Annotated in this window: 9 protein-coding genes; 6 read left to right on the top strand and 3 right to left on the bottom strand. The window is 72.2% G+C overall.

Annotated elements, in window-relative coordinates; genetic code table 11:
- Nucleotides 1-5: 5 nt before the first annotated feature.
- Nucleotides 6-1163: an acyl-CoA dehydrogenase family protein gene (locus ACWD0Y_RS01230; RefSeq protein ID WP_450258398.1), complete on the bottom strand. Its 1158-nt coding sequence runs from the start codon at nt 1161-1163 to the stop codon at nt 6-8.
- Between the two features lie 118 nt (nt 1164-1281).
- Nucleotides 1282-2766, bottom strand: a complete 1485-nt coding sequence (locus ACWD0Y_RS01225) for a PucR family transcriptional regulator (protein WP_450258397.1) — start codon at nt 2764-2766, stop codon at nt 1282-1284.
- Nucleotides 2767-2948: 182 nt separating this feature from the next.
- On the opposite strand from ACWD0Y_RS01225, the gene ACWD0Y_RS01220 reads away from it, so the two are divergent.
- The 3 genes from ACWD0Y_RS01220 to ACWD0Y_RS01210 all read left to right on the top strand — a co-directional run bounded on the left by ACWD0Y_RS01220 (nt 2949) and on the right by ACWD0Y_RS01210 (nt 7283).
- Entirely contained in the window at nt 2949-4427 is a 1479-nt protein-coding gene (locus tag ACWD0Y_RS01220) for a sodium:solute symporter (protein WP_450258396.1), read from the top strand.
- A 52-nt stretch (nt 4428-4479) separates the two neighbouring features.
- Nucleotides 4480-5478 carry an agmatinase gene (speB, locus tag ACWD0Y_RS01215; protein WP_450258395.1) on the top strand — a complete coding sequence of 333 codons (999 nt, stop codon included), beginning with the start codon at nt 4480-4482 and terminating at the stop codon, nt 5476-5478.
- 122 nt (nt 5479-5600) lie between these two features.
- A complete protein-coding gene (locus tag ACWD0Y_RS01210) occupies nt 5601-7283 on the top strand; it encodes a thiamine pyrophosphate-binding protein (protein WP_450258394.1) in 1683 nt (560 codons plus the stop codon).
- Nucleotides 7284-7308: 25 nt separating this feature from the next.
- Here ACWD0Y_RS01210 and ACWD0Y_RS01205 read toward each other — a convergent pair whose 3' ends face one another.
- A complete protein-coding gene (locus tag ACWD0Y_RS01205; protein ID WP_450258393.1) occupies nt 7309-7677 on the bottom strand; it encodes a hypothetical protein in 369 nt (122 codons plus the stop codon).
- A gap of 166 nt (nt 7678-7843) precedes the next feature.
- Between ACWD0Y_RS01205 and ACWD0Y_RS01200 the strand changes: the two genes are divergently transcribed.
- The 3 genes from ACWD0Y_RS01200 (at nt 7844) to ACWD0Y_RS01190 (ending at nt 14275) form a co-directional block, all read left to right on the top strand.
- Nucleotides 7844-8761 (top strand): serine hydrolase, encoded by a 918-nt coding sequence (locus ACWD0Y_RS01200; RefSeq protein WP_450258392.1) that lies wholly within the window; start codon nt 7844-7846, stop codon nt 8759-8761.
- Between the two features lie 149 nt (nt 8762-8910).
- A complete protein-coding gene (gene argG, locus ACWD0Y_RS01195) occupies nt 8911-10356 on the top strand; it encodes an argininosuccinate synthase (RefSeq protein WP_450258486.1) in 1446 nt (481 codons plus the stop codon).
- A 184-nt stretch (nt 10357-10540) separates the two neighbouring features.
- A complete protein-coding gene (locus ACWD0Y_RS01190) occupies nt 10541-14275 on the top strand; it encodes an ABC transporter ATP-binding protein (protein ID WP_450258391.1) in 3735 nt (1244 codons plus the stop codon).
- Nucleotides 14276-14300: the final 25 nt, after the last annotated feature.

Genomic DNA, 14300 nt, shown 5'->3' with positions numbered 1-14300 from the left:
CTGGACTACAGGCCCATCGACTTGGCGATGATGGACTTCATGACCTCGCTCGTGCCGCCGTAGATGCGGTTGACGCGGTTGTCGGCGTACAGGCGGGCGATCGGGTACTCGTTCATGTAGCCGTAGCCGCCGTGCAGCTGGAGGCAGCGGTCGATGACGCGGTGGGCGACCTCGGTGCAGAACAGCTTCGCGGACGCGGCCTCGGCGGGCGTCAGCTCGCCGGCGTCCAGGGCCTCCAGGGCGCGGTCGGCCACGGCCTCGGCGGCGTCCACCTCGGCCTGGCAGGCGGCCAGCTCGAACTTGGTGTTCTGGAAGGACGCGACCGGCTTGCCGAAGACGGTGCGGTCCGTGACGTACTGCTGGGCGAACCGGACGGCGGCCTTGGCCTGCGCGTACGCGCCGAAGGCGATGCCCCAGCGCTCGGAGGCCAGGTTCGTGCCGAGGTAGTAGAAGCCCTTGTTCTCCTCGCCGAGCAGGTCCTCGACCGGCACCTTCACGTCGACGAACGCCAGCTCGGCGGTGTCGGAGGTGCGCAGACCGAGCTTGTCCAGCTTGCGGCCGACGGAGTAGCCCTCGGACTTGGTGTCCACGGCGAACAGGGAGATGCCGAAGCGGCGGTCCTCGGCGCTCGGGGCGGAGGTGCGGGCGCACACGATGACGCGGTCGGCGTGCACGCCGCCGGTGATGAAGGTCTTGGCGCCGTTGAGGACGTAGTGCGTGCCGTCCTCGGAGAGCTTGGCGGTGGTCTTCATGCCCGCGACGTCGGAGCCGGTGCCCGGCTCGGTCATCGCCAGCGCCCACATCTCCTCGCCGGAGACGAACCTGGGCAGGAAGCGCTTCTTCTGCTCGTCGGTGGCGAGCATCTTGATGTAGGGCAGGGCGAGCAGCACGTGCACGCCGGAACCGCCGAAGTTGACGCCCGCGCGCGCGGTCTCCTCGTAGAGCACGGCCTCGAACTTGTGCGTGTCCAGGCCCGCGCCGCCGAACTCCTCGGGGACGCTGATGCCGAAGACACCCAGCTCGCCGAGCTTGTAGTAGAAGTCGCGCGGCGCCTGGCCAGCGGCGAACCACTCGTCGTAGACGGGGGCGACCTCGGCCTCGATGAAGGCGCGGATGGTCTCCCGGAACGCCTGGTGGTCCTCGTTGAAAACGCTACGGCGCACGACGACGCCCTCCCTCTGTCCTCAGCTCCGGCTTCGACCCGGCTTGTCTAAGCGCTTGCTCAGTCGAAGTTACCGGGTGGTCACCAGGGCTGTCCAGGTCGGTGCACGGTCATACGCGTCACAACCAGCGCAGCGCGAACCAGAGATCCATCCGTACGTCGGCGTCGTCCAGGTCGGCTTCGAGGAGGGCGGCGCAGCGGGCGATCCGCTGGCGGACCGTGTTGCGGTGGACGTCGAGCGCGACGGCCGTGCGGTCCCAGCTCCCGTGCAGCGACAGCCACGTGCGCAGGGTTTCCGTCAGGGCGGGGGACGCGGCGATCGGCGCGAGCCGGGCGCGGGCCTGGGCGCGGGCCTCCTCGGGCGCGACGAGCGAGGCGAACCCCGCCCCCGCCCCGGCCCGGTCGCGCACGAGGGGACTGCGGGCGGCCTCGGCCCGGCGCACCGCCCGGGCGGCGCGGACGTCGGCGGCGGGCAGGTCGTGCGGGGGCACGGGAGCGCTCACCCCGAGGATCCACCCCGGCTGCGCCTCGATCTCCCCGGCTCCGCTCAGCAGGACCCGTACGACGCCCTCCTCCTCGTCCGTCGCGTCCACCAGCGCGCTGCCGAGCGCCGCGCCGAGCGCCGCGGCGGCGAGCGGGTCGGGTCCCGTGGCGCCGGTCGCCGGCCGGGCGTGCACCACGGTCCACTCGTCCGCGCCGAGCAGCGGCGCCACCGCGCCGGCGTCCGCCCCGAGCAGCAGCCGCACCAGCGCGGCGGCGCGGGCGGACTCCGCGGCGCCCTGATGCGGCGCCGTGAGCAGGGACAGCAGGACGACGGCGACGCCCGCGATGGTGTGGTCCCCGGCCTCGCGCCGCTCGGAGGCCACCCCGAGAACGAGCCGCTGGCCGCCCGCGAGGGCGTACGCGGCGAGATGGCTGTCACCGGCGGTGTCGGTCGCGGAGGCGGGCACGGCCCGGGCGGGGGCCTCGTCCGGGGGCGGATTCACCACCCGGGTCAGCCGGGACAGGGCCGCGTGGGTCTCCGGCGACGGGGAGCGGCCCGCCGTCGCCAGGGGCGCGCCCTCCGCCGACAGCAGCACCGCCCACGCCCCGCCGAGCCGCGCCGTCAGCTGCCGCAGCACCGCCGGGACCGGATCGGGGCGGGCCGCCGCCGTGGCCAGGCCCTGCTGGGCCTGCGTGACCCGGCGCAGCTCGCGGTGGCGGGCCTCCGCCATCAGCCGCCACACCGCGCGGGCGATCCCCGAGAACGTGGTCGCGGGCTCCACCTCCACCAGGGGCAGGCCGTGGCGCTCGCAGGCGGCCACCAGGGCGGGCGGCACCGTGTCGTACACCGGCGTGACGCCGAAACCGAGCGCCGCCGCGCCCGCCTCCACCACCCGGGCCACGTACCGGTCCGGGTCCGTGAGCTGGACCCCCGCGGTCAGGAGGAGCTCCCCGCCGAGCAGGTACGGGTACGGGTCGGCCATCTCCGACGTGTGCACCCAGTGCAGATCCGCCTCCTCGGGGCCCGCGATCCGGCGCAGGCCGAGCTCCTCCCGCGCCAGCAGCGCCGCCAGCGAAACCGGCGGGGTCGGAGGGGAGGGAGGGGGCGGGGTGTCCGGCATGGACGGTCCATCCATTTGAGATCTGGAAAGTAGATGAAACGTACACTTCAGTGTCGCCTTTCGGCCACTTAATGTCGACCCGACCGGTGGCCGCGGGTACGGGCGGATGTCCCCGCAGAAGAGCTGCCGCGCTCCGCACACATCTCTGCACGACACGCCACTGAGCGCGCGAAGGAGGGCCCATGGCCGTCGACTACACAGTGATCGTCATCTACCTGGCCGGTATGGTCGCCATGGGCTGGTGGGGCATGCGCCGCGCCAAGTCCAAGAGCGAGTTCCTGGTGGCGGGACGCCGCCTCGGGCCGGCCATGTACTCCGGCACGATGGCCGCCATCGTCCTCGGCGGCGCCTCCACCATCGGCGGCGTCGGCCTCGGCTACCAGTACGGTCTCTCCGGCGCCTGGATGGTCTTCACCATCGGCCTCGGACTCCTCGCCCTCAGCGTCTTCTTCTCCGCGCGCATCGCCCGCCTGAAGGTCTACACCGTCTCCGAGATGCTCGACCTCCGCTACGGCGGCGGCCGCGCCGGCATCATCTCGGGCGTCGTCATGTGGGCGTACATGCTCATGCTCGCCGTCACGTCGACCATCGCGTACGCCACGATCTTCGACGTCATCTTCGGCATGGACCGCGCCTTCTCGATCGTCCTCGGCGGCGCCGTCGTCGTCGCGTACTCGACGCTCGGCGGCATGTGGTCGATCACGCTCACCGACATGGTGCAGTTCGTCGTCAAGACGATCGGCGTGCTGCTCCTGCTCCTGCCGATCGCGGTCGTCAAGGCCGGCGGCTTCGGCGAGATGAAGGCGCAGCTGCCCACCGAGTACTTCGACCCGCTCGGCATCGGCGGCGAGACGATCTTCACGTACGTGCTGATCTACACGTTCGGCATGCTGATCGGCCAGGACATCTGGCAGCGCGTCTTCACCGCCCGCAGCGACAAGGTCGCGCGCTACGGCGGCACGGTCGCCGGTACGTACTGCCTCGTCTACGCCCTCGCCGGCGCCGTCATCGGCACCGCGGCCAAGGTCCTCTACCCCAAGCTGCCCCACGCCGACGACGCCTTCGCGACCATCGTCAAGGACGAGCTGCCCATGGGCGTACGCGGCCTGGTCCTCGCCGCGGCGCTGGCGGCCGTGATGTCGACCTCGTCGGGCGCGCTGATCGCCTGCGCCACCGTCGCCAACAACGACATCTGGTCGCGGCTGCGCGGCGCCGTGTCGAAGGGTGGACCGGAGGGCGAGGTCCACGACGAGGTGCGCGGCAACCGCATCTTCATCCTGATCATGGGCATCGCGGTCGTCTGCATCGCGATCGCCCTGAACAACGTCGTCGAGGCACTCACCGTCGCCTACAACCTGCTGGTCGGCGGTCTGCTGGTGCCGATCCTCGGAGGCCTGCTGTGGAAGCGCGGCACGGTGTACGGCGCCCTGGCGGCCGTCACCGTCGGCGGACTCGGCGTCGTCGGCCTGATGGCCCGGTACGGCATCCTCGCCAACGAGCCCGTCTACTACGGCCTGTTGCTGTCGCTCGCGGCGTACGTCGCCGTCAGCCTCGCCACCCGTCCGACCGACGCCGCCGTCCTGGCGGCCTGGCGCGAGCGGCTGGCGGGCCGGGGCGCGGAGGACGAGCCCGAGTCCACGCCCGCCCCTCTGCCCGGCTAAAGTCATAAATCGCTACAAAGCGCAAAGAAGCGTAAGAAGGAAGGCATTTCACATGAGCAGCAGCAGCGAGCAGCAGTTCCGCGGCCCCGTCGACTCCTCCCGCATCCCGCGGTACGCGGGTCCCGCGACGTTCGCGCGGCTGCCCCGCCTCGACGAGGTCGGCGGCCGGGCCGACGTCGCCGTGGTCGGCGTGCCCTTCGACTCCGGCGTCTCCTACCGCCCCGGCGCCCGCTTCGGCGGCAACGCGATCCGCGAGGCCTCGCGCCTCCTGCGCCCGTACAACCCGGCGCAGGACGCCTCGCCGTTCGCGCTCGCGCAGGTCGCGGACGCCGGTGACATCGCCGCCAACCCGTTCAACATCAACGAGGCCGTCGACACGATCGAGGCCGCGGCCGACGACCTGCTCTCCACCGGCGCCCGCATGATGACGCTCGGCGGCGACCACACCATCGCGCTCCCGATCCTCCGCTCGGTCGCGAAGAAGCACGGCCCGGTCGCCCTGCTCCACTTCGACGCGCACCTGGACACCTGGGACACGTACTTCGGCGCCGAGTACACCCACGGCACGCCGTTCCGCCGGGCCGTCGAGGAGGGCATCCTCGACACCGAGGCGCTCTCCCACGTCGGTACGCGCGGCCCGCTGTACGGCAAGCAGGACCTGACCGACGACGAGAAGATGGGCTTCGGCATCGTCACCTCCGCCGACGTCTACCGGCGCGGCGCCGACGAGGTCGCCGACCAGCTCCGCCAGCGCATCGGCGACCGCCCCCTCTACATCTCCATCGACATCGACTGCCTCGACCCGGCCCACGCGCCCGGCACCGGCACCCCCGAGGCGGGCGGCATGACCTCCCGCGAACTGCTGGAGATCCTGCGCGGCCTGTCCTCCTGCAACCTCGTCTCGGCCGACGTGGTCGAGGTCGCGCCGGCGTACGACCACGCGGAGATCACCTCGGTCGCCGCCTCCCACACCGCGTACGAGCTGACGACGATCATGTCCCGGCAGATCGCGGCCGGCCGCGCCCAGGGCGCGGAGCGCGGCGCGAAGTAACCTCATCGCCGAGCCGGCACCGGCCCGCCCGCCGCGCACGCGCGCGTACGGCGGGCCGGCCACGGCGCGCGGCCGGAACGTCGGCACCGGGCCGCCAGGCCCGGCCCGGAAGGGATGTACGCATGACCCACGACCACGACCTGGTCCTGCGGCCCACCGAGGCGCAGACCGCTGCGGCGCTCAGCCCGCCCCCCGGCCGCAACGGCGGTGACCTCGTCGTCGAAACCCTCCAGGGCCTCGGCGCGACCACGGTCTTCGGCCTCCCGGGCCAGCACGCGCTCGGGATGTTCGACGCGCTGCGCCGCTCCTCGCTCTCGTACGTCGGCCTGCGCGTCGAGAACAACGCGGGCTTCGCCGCCGACGCGTACGGCCGGATCACCGGAGAGGCGGCCCCGCTGCTCCTCTCCACCGGCCCGGGCGCCCTGACGTCGCTCGCCGCGCTCCAGGAGGCGGCGGCGGCGTCCGCGCCCGTCCTCGCGATCAGCAGCCAGGTCCCGTCGGCCGGCATCGGCGGCGGCCGCCACGGCTACCTGCACGAACTGCGCGACCAGAAGGCGTCGTTCAGGGACATCGTGAAGTCGGTCCACACGGTCCGTACGGCGTCGCAGATCCCGTCGGCGATCGCCGAGGCGTGGGAGTCGGCCCTGACCGCCCCGCACGGCCCGGTGTGGATCGAGATCCCCCAGGACGTCCTGCTCGCGCGGACCTCCCTCCCCGTCGTCACGGCGATGGACGCGACCCCGCGCGAACTGCCCCCGCGCCCCGAACTGACGGCCGTCGCCGCCCACCTGCTGTCGACGGCCGCGCGCCCGGCGATCATCGCGGGCGGCGGTGTCGTCCGCTCCGACGCCTCCGGCAAACTGCTCGCGCTCGCCGAGAAGCTGGACGCGCCGGTCGTCACGACCTTCGGCGGCAAGGGCGCGTTCCCGTGGACGCACCCGCTCTCCCTCCAGTCCTGGCTGGAGGACCGCCACACGACGGACTTCCTCGAAGACGCGGACGTCCTGCTCGTCGTCGGTTCGGGCCTGGGGGAGCTCTCCTCGAACTACCACACGTTCGAGCCGCGCGGCCGGGTCGTCCAGATCGACGCGGACCTCGGCAAGCTGGAGTCCAACCACCCGGCACTCGGCATCCACGCGGACGCCCGCCTGGCGCTGTCGGCGCTCCTGGAGACGGTGGAGGACCGCGAGGACGGGACGGCGCGCGAGCGCGTGAGCGACGTCCTGGCGAAGGTGCGGGAGCGCATCGCGTCCCAGGACCTGCCGCTGGAGCAGCAGTTGCTCGCCTCCGTCCGGGAGGCGCTGCCGGACGCGTCCCCCAGCTTCTGGGACATGACGATCCTCGCCTACTGGGCCTGGTCGGCCTTCGACCCCCGCCACCCCAACACCATGCACTCGGCGCAGGGCGCGGGCGGTCTCGGCTACGGCTTCCCGGCGGCGCTCGGCGCGGCGGCGGCGGACCCCACCCGCCCCGTCCTCGCGGTCTCCGGCGACGGCGGCGCGATGTACTCGATCGCCGAACTCGCCACCGCCCGCCAGCACAACCTCCCGGTCACCTGGCTGATCGTGGACGACGGCGGGTACGGCATCCTCCGCGAGTACATGACCGACGCCTTCGACGAGGCCACCGGCACGGAGCTGTCCCGCCCGGACTTCGTCGCCCTGGCCGAGTCCTTCGGCGTACCGGCGCGCCGCACGACCCCGGAGACCCTGGCCGAAGACCTGGCCGGGTCCCTGTCGGCCCCCGGCCCTTCGGTGCTCGTCCTCCCGGCCCTGCTGCGGATGTTCGCCCCGACGCACCTCTGACGGTCCGGCCGGGCACCCGGCCCGGCTACGCCAGCGCCGGGTGCTCCTCCCGGAGCGTCTGCGCGTGCAGGAACCGGCTCTCGCAGAACTCCTGGCGTTCTTCGTGGCCGAAGGCGCGCGGGAGCTCCTTCCCCGGGGGCAGCAGGTCGGGTATCGACCGCAGGAGCGCGGCGGCGGCCTCGCCGTGGCCGCGTCCGCGTGCCTTCAGGAAGTAGGGGCCCATCTTCTCCAGGTACGCGTTCATGCGGTCGAAGGGCCTCTCGGCGGCCCTCGCCGATGCGCCGGGCTGCCCCAGCGAGTGGTTGCCCCCCGGTGCGCTGAGCTTCTGCAGCGCGGCGAGCGTCGCGTAGAGCCGGCCGCAGAGCTGGGCCTCGCTCGGCTTGGCGGTTGCCATGTCCCTCCCGGTTCCGTCCGTGGGAAGGCATCACTACCCAGAGGGATTTCGCGGAGAACTCCGATTCCGCGCTCGCCTCCCGTGCAACCTTTCCGCCCCTGAAGAGTCATTTCAGCCAGGAACACAAGGGGACGGCAGAAACACCAAGGGGACGGGGACCCACACCATGACACACCACCGCATACACCGCGGAGCGATCGCCGCAGCACTGGCACTGGGCGCACTGGCTCCCGCTGTCACCGCGGCGCCCGCCGCCGCTGCCACCGCGCCGGCGGTGGCCTGCACCTCGGGCAAGGCGGGCCTCGCGGCCAAGCTGACGAAGGACATCACCGCCGCGCTCAAGGGGCGGAAGTCCACGACGGCCCTCTCGCTGTACGACCGCACCACCAAGACCACCTGCACCCTGCGCGCCACGCAGAAGTACGACTCCGCGAGCGTGGTCAAGGTGACCGTCCTCGCCGCGCTGCTGTGGGACGCCAAGAAGACCAACCGCTACCTGACGTCCCGTGAGGCCAAGCTCGCCACCGACATGATCACCAAGTCGGACAACAACGCCACCAGCGCGCTGTGGCGCCAGCTCGGCATGACGAAGATCAAGGGCTTCCTGGCCGCCGCCGGAATGACGCAGACCGTCCCCGGCACCGGCGGTTACTGGGGCCTGACGCAGATCACCGCGCGCGACGAGCAGAAGCTGCTCGCGCTGCTCACCGCGAAGAACACCGTCCTGAGCGACAACGCGCGGAAGTACACCCTCGGCCTGATGGGCAAGGTCGTCTCCTCCCAGCGCTGGGGCACTCCGGCCGGAGCCCCGTCCACCGCCACGATCCAGGTGAAGAACGGCTGGCTGCCCCGCTCCACGCACGGCTGGCGGGTGCACTCCGTCGGCGCGTTCACGGGCAGCCGCCACGACTACGCGATCACGGTGCTCACCCACGACAACCCCACCATGAACGACGGTGTGAACACCGTCCAGGCCGTGTCCCGGGCGATCCACAAGGCCCTCAACCCCACGGCCTCCGCCTCCACGCTGTACGCCCCCACGCAGACCCCGCGCGAGGCGATCCCGGCGGTGCCGAAGCCCTGACCCGGCCCGCCGGACGGCGGTGGTACGTCCGCGGAACGCGGCGACGGACGTATCACCGCCGGGCGGCGAGCTCCTTCTCCCCGGCGGCACAGGACACGGGGACCCGGACTGCCTTTGCATGACCATGCGCCATCATGCATACTCTTCCTATGTCCAAGGTCCTCACCTCCCTGCCCGCCGGCGAGCGCGTCGGCATCGCCTTCTCAGGCGGCCTCGACACCTCGGTCGCGGTCGCATGGATGCGCGACAAGGGCGCCGTCCCGTGCACCTACACCGCCGACATCGGCCAGTACGACGAGCCCGACATCGCCTCGGTGCCCGGCCGCGCGAAGACCTACGGCGCCGAGATCGCGCGCCTGGTCGACTGCCGCGCGGCGCTGGTCGAGGAGGGCCTGGCCGCACTCGCCTGCGGGGCGTTCCACATCCGCTCGGGCGGGCGCGCCTACTTCAACACCACGCCGCTCGGCCGCGCCGTCACGGGCACCCTCCTGGTCCGGGCGATGCTCGAGGACGACGTACAGATCTGGGGCGACGGCTCGACCTTCAAGGGCAACGACATCGAGCGGTTCTACCGCTACGGCCTGCTCGCCAACCCGCACCTGCGGATCTACAAGCCCTGGCTGGACGCGGACTTCGTGACCGAGCTCGGCGGCCGCAAGGAAATGTCGGAGTGGCTGCTCGCCCACGACCTGCCCTACCGGGACAGCACGGAGAAGGCGTACTCCACCGACGCCAACATCTGGGGCGCCACCCACGAGGCCAAGACCCTGGAGCACCTGGACACCGGTGTGGAGACCGTGGAGCCCATCATGGGCGTGCGGTTCTGGGACCCCGAAGTCGAGATCGCCACCGAGGACGTGACCATCGGCTTCGACCAGGGCCGTCCGGTGACGGTCAACGGCGAGGAGTTCGCCTCGCCGGTCGACCTGGTGATGGAGGCCAACGCCATCGGCGGCCGCCACGGCATGGGCATGTCCGACCAGATCGAGAACCGGATCATCGAGGCCAAGAGCCGCGGCATCTACGAGGCGCCCGGCATGGCCCTGCTGCACGCGGCGTACGAGCGCCTGGTCAACGCGATCCACAACGAGGACACCCTCGCCCAGTACCACAACGAGGGACGGCGCCTCGGCCGGCTGATGTACGAGGGCCGCTGGCTGGACCCGCAGGCGCTGATGGTGCGCGAGTCGCTCCAGCGCTGGGTCGGCACGGCCGTCACCGGCGAGGTGACGCTGCGGCTGCGGCGCGGTGAGGACTACTCGATCCTCGACACCACGGGCCCGGCGTTCAGCTACCACCCGGACAAGCTGTCCATGGAACGCACCGAGGACTCGGCGTTCGGCCCGGTGGACCGGATCGGCCAGCTCACCATGCGCAACCTCGACATCGCCGACTCGCGCGCCAAGCTGGAGCAGTACGCCGGACTCGGCCTGATCGGCACCGCCAATCCCGCCATCGGCGCCGCCCAGGCGGCCGCGACCGGACTGATCGGCACCATGCCGGAGGGCGGCGCCGAGGCCATCGCCTCCCGCGGCGAGGTCTCCAGTGACGACGAGATGCTGGACCGCGCGGCGATGGAGTTCGGTACGGACTGACCGGCCCCCCTCGAGCGGGAGACCCGGCGCCGGCGGCGCCGGGGAGCACGGGCGCACCGGCACATGTCCCGGTGCGCCCGCGCGTGGTCCTGGGCCCGAAGACCCGCCTTCGGTCCGGCGGGATGAAATCCGCACCTCACCGCGTTGGTGACTTCCGGCAGATCAGGACGACCGGGAGGCACCAGTGGCGGCGGCAGATCAAGGGTGGGCACGGCGGCTGGCGGGCTATGCCTGGAGGTACCGGCGCAATGTCGTGCTCGCACTGGGGTCGTCGCTCGGCGGCATGGCCGTCATGGCGCTCGTCCCGCTGATCACCAAGGTCGTCATCGACGACGTCATCGGGGACGGCTCCAAGTCCCTCGCCGTATGGACCGGGCTGCTGATCGCCGCGGCCCTCGTCGTGTACGTCCTCACCTACGTACGCCGCTACTACGGCGGCCGCCTCGCCCTCGACGTCCAGCACGACCTGCGCACCGAGATGTACGGGACCATCACCCGCCTCGACGGGCGCCGTCAGGACGAGCTCTCCACCGGCCAGGTCGTCGGCCGCGCCACCAGCGACCTCCAGCTCATCCAGAGCCTCCTCTTCATGCTCCCGATGACCATCGGGAACATCCTGCTGTTCCTCATCTCCCTCGCGATCATGGCGTGGCTCTCGCCGCTCCTGACCCTCGTCGCCCTCGCCGTCGCCCCCGCCCTCTGGTTCATCGCCAAGCGCAGCCGCACCCGGCTCTTCCCGGCCACCTGGTACGCCCAGGGCCAGGCCGCCGCCGTCGCGGGCGTCGTCGACGGCGCCGTCTCCGGCGTACGCGTCGTCAAGGGCTTCGGCCAGGAGGAGCAGGAGACCGGCAAGCTGCGCGAGGTCGGCCGGCGGCTCTTCGCCGGGCGCATGCGGACCGTCCGGCTCAATTCCCGGTACACCCCGGCCCTCCAGTCCGTGCCCGCCCTCGGCCAGGTCGCGATGCTCGCCCTCGGCGGCTGGCTCGCGACGCGCGGGCAGATCACCCTCGGCACGTTCGTGGCCTTCTCCACCTACCTCGCCCAGCTCGTCGGCCCCGTCCGCATGCTCGCCATGGTCCTCACCGTCGGCCAGCAGGCGCGGGCCGGTGTCGAGCGCGTCCTGGAGCTGATCGACACCGAGCCGTCCATCGAGGACGGGACCAGGGAACTTCCCGCCGACGCCCCCGCGACCGTCGAGTTCGACGACGTGACCTTCGGTTACGCCGACGACCGGCCCGTCCTCGACGGCTTCTCCCTCGAAATCCGGTCCGGCGAGACCGTCGCCGTCGTCGGCTCCTCCGGCAGCGGCAAGTCCACCGTCTCCCTCCTCCTGCCGCGCTTCTACGACGTGTCCCACGGCGCCGTCCTCGTCGGCGGGCACGACGTCCGCGAGCTCACCCTCGACTCGCTGCGGGCCGCCATCGGGCTCGTACCGGAGGACAGCTTCCTGTTCTCCGACACCGTCCGCGCCAACATCGCGTACGGGCTGCCGGACGCGACCGACGAGCAGATCGAGACCGCCGCCCGCGCCGCCCAGGCCCACCACTTCATCTCCGGGCTGCCCAGCGGCTACGACACGGCCGTCGGCGAACACGGCCTCACGCTCTCCGGCGGCCAGCGCCAGCGCATCGCCCTCGCCCGCGCCATCCTCACCGACCCCCGCCTGCTCCTCCTCGACGACGCCACGTCCGCCGTGGACGCCCGCGTCGAGCACGAGATCCACGAGGCGCTGAGGTCCGTCATGGCGGGGCGTACGACGCTGCTCATCGCCCACCGCCGCTCCACCCTCAACCTCGCCGACCGCATCGCCGTGCTCGACGGCGGCCGCCTCGCCGACATCGGTACGCACGAGGAGCTCCAGCGGCGCTGCGCCCTCTACCGGCGGCTGCTCACCGACCCCGACGAGCTCGGCGGCGTATCGCCCGGACACCTCCTCACCAAGGCGCCGCAGCCGGCCGACGACCGGTCCGTGCAGGCGGAGCTGGACGCCGAGTTCGACGCCGAGCGCGGCATCACGCCCGACCTGTGGGTACGGGACGAGACCTCGTCCGGCGGCCGGGACACCGACCACGCGCCCGGCATGCCGGCCACCCCCGAACTGCTCGCCCAGGTCGCCGCGCTGCCGCCGGCCGACGACGTACCGGACGTCGACGAGGACCGCGCAGTCCAGCCCGAGGAGTCGTACGGCCTGCGCCGCCTCCTGCGCGGCTTCGGGCTGCCGCTGCTGGTCAGCCTCGTACTCGTCGCCGTCGACGCCGGCATGGGGCTGCTCCTGCCGGTCCTGATCCGCCACGGCATCGACGAGGGCGTCACCCGGCTCGCGCTCGGCGCGGTGTGGGCGGCGTCCGGGCTCGCGCTGCTGTCCGTGCTCGCGCAGTGGGCCGCGCAGACCGCCGAGATGCGGATGACCGGCCGGACCGGCGAGCGCGTGCTCTACGCGCTCCGGCTCAAGATCTTCGCCCAGCTCCAGCGCCTCGGCCTCGACTACTACGAGCGCGAGCTGACCGGCCGCATCATGACCCGCATGACGACGGACGTCGACGCCCTGTCGACGTTCCTCCAGACCGGTCTCGTCACCGCCTTCGTCTCCCTCGTCACCTTCTTCGGCATCATGGTCGCGCTCCTCGTCATCGACGTGCAGCTGGCCCTGGTGGTCTTCGCGACGCTGCCGGTGCTGGTCATCGGCACGTACTTCTTCCGGAAGTCGAGCGTCAGGGCGTACGAGCTGGCGCGCGACCGGGTGGGTGTCGTCAACGCCGACCTCCAGGAGTCGGTGTCCGGGCTGCGCATCGTCCAGGCGTTCCGGCGCGAGCGCACCGGCGCCGAGCGGTTCGCTGAGCGCAGCGACAGCTACCGCGAGGCGCGCGTGCGCGGCCAGTGGCTGATCTCCGTCTACTTCCCGTTCGTCCAGCTGCTGTCGTCGGCCGCCGCCGCCGCGGTGCTGATCGTCGGCGCGGGGCGGGTCGAGGCGGGCACGCTGACCACGGGCGCGCTCGTCGCGTACCTCCTCTACATCGACCTGTTCTTCGCGCCCGTGCAGCAGCTCTCGCAGGTCTTCGACGGGTACCAGCAGGCCACCGTCTCCCTGAGGCGCATTCAGGAGCTCCTGCGGGAACCCACGTCGACCGCCGCCGCCGAGCGGCCGAAGGACGTCCTGTCGCTGCGCGGCGAGATCGCCTTCGAGGACGTGCGCTTCCAGTACGGGGCCGCCGACGAACCCGAAGAGGCACTCAGCGGGATCGACCTGCGCATCCCGGCCGGCCAGACCGTCGCCTTCGTCGGGGAGACCGGCGCGGGCAAGTCCACCGTCGTCAAGCTCGTCGCCCGCTTCTACGACCCGACCTCCGGGCGCGTCACGGCCGACGGCACCGATCTGCGCGACCTCGACATCACGGCGTACCGGCACCGCCTCGGCGTCGTACCGCAGGAGGCGTACCTCTTCGCGGGCACGGTCCGCGACGCCATCGCCTACGGGCGGCGCGACGCCACCGACGCCGAGGTCGAGGCGGCGGCCCGCGCGGTCGGCGCGCACGACATGATCGCCACCCTCGAAGGCGGCTACCTGCACGAGGTCGCCGAACGCGGCCGCAACCTCTCCGCTGGCCAGCGCCAGCTCATCGCGCTCGCCCGCGCCGAACTCGTCGACCCGGACGTCCTGCTCCTCGACGAGGCGACCGCCGCCCTGGACCTCGCCACCGAGGCCCAGGTCAACCAGGCCACGGACCGGCTCACCGGCCGCCGCACCACCCTGGTCGTCGCGCACCGCCTGACGACGGCGGCGCGGGCCGACCGGGTCGTGGTCATGGACCACGGCCGGGTCGTCGAGGACGGCACGCACGACGAACTGCTGGCCCTGGGCGGGACGTACGCCCGGCTGTGGCGCACGTTCGTCGGCGAGGACGAGCCGGCGGCGGTCTGAGCACGGCGGGCCGCCACCCGCCGCG

The organism is Streptomyces altiplanensis (assembly GCF_053591575.1).
Note: the sequence above shows the minus strand (reverse complement) of the source record. Positions and strands in the feature narration are given on the sequence as shown.

Bases quoted from the DNA above. Each gene is read 5' to 3' on its own strand.
- ACWD0Y_RS01225 (WP_450258397.1), bottom strand. From the start codon at position 2,766: ATGCCGGACACCCCGCCCCCTCCCTCCCCTCCGACCCCGCCGGTTTCG.
- ACWD0Y_RS01220 (WP_450258396.1), top strand. From the start codon at position 2,949: ATGGCCGTCGACTACACAGTGATCGTCATCTACCTGGCCGGTATGGTC.
- speB (WP_450258395.1), top strand. From the start codon at position 4,480: ATGAGCAGCAGCAGCGAGCAGCAGTTCCGCGGCCCCGTCGACTCCTCC.
- ACWD0Y_RS01210 (WP_450258394.1), top strand. From the start codon at position 5,601: ATGACCCACGACCACGACCTGGTCCTGCGGCCCACCGAGGCGCAGACC.
- ACWD0Y_RS01205 (WP_450258393.1), bottom strand. From the start codon at position 7,677: ATGGCAACCGCCAAGCCGAGCGAGGCCCAGCTCTGCGGCCGGCTCTAC.
- ACWD0Y_RS01200 (WP_450258392.1), top strand. From the start codon at position 7,844: ATGACACACCACCGCATACACCGCGGAGCGATCGCCGCAGCACTGGCA.
- argG (WP_450258486.1), top strand. From the start codon at position 8,911: ATGTCCAAGGTCCTCACCTCCCTGCCCGCCGGCGAGCGCGTCGGCATC.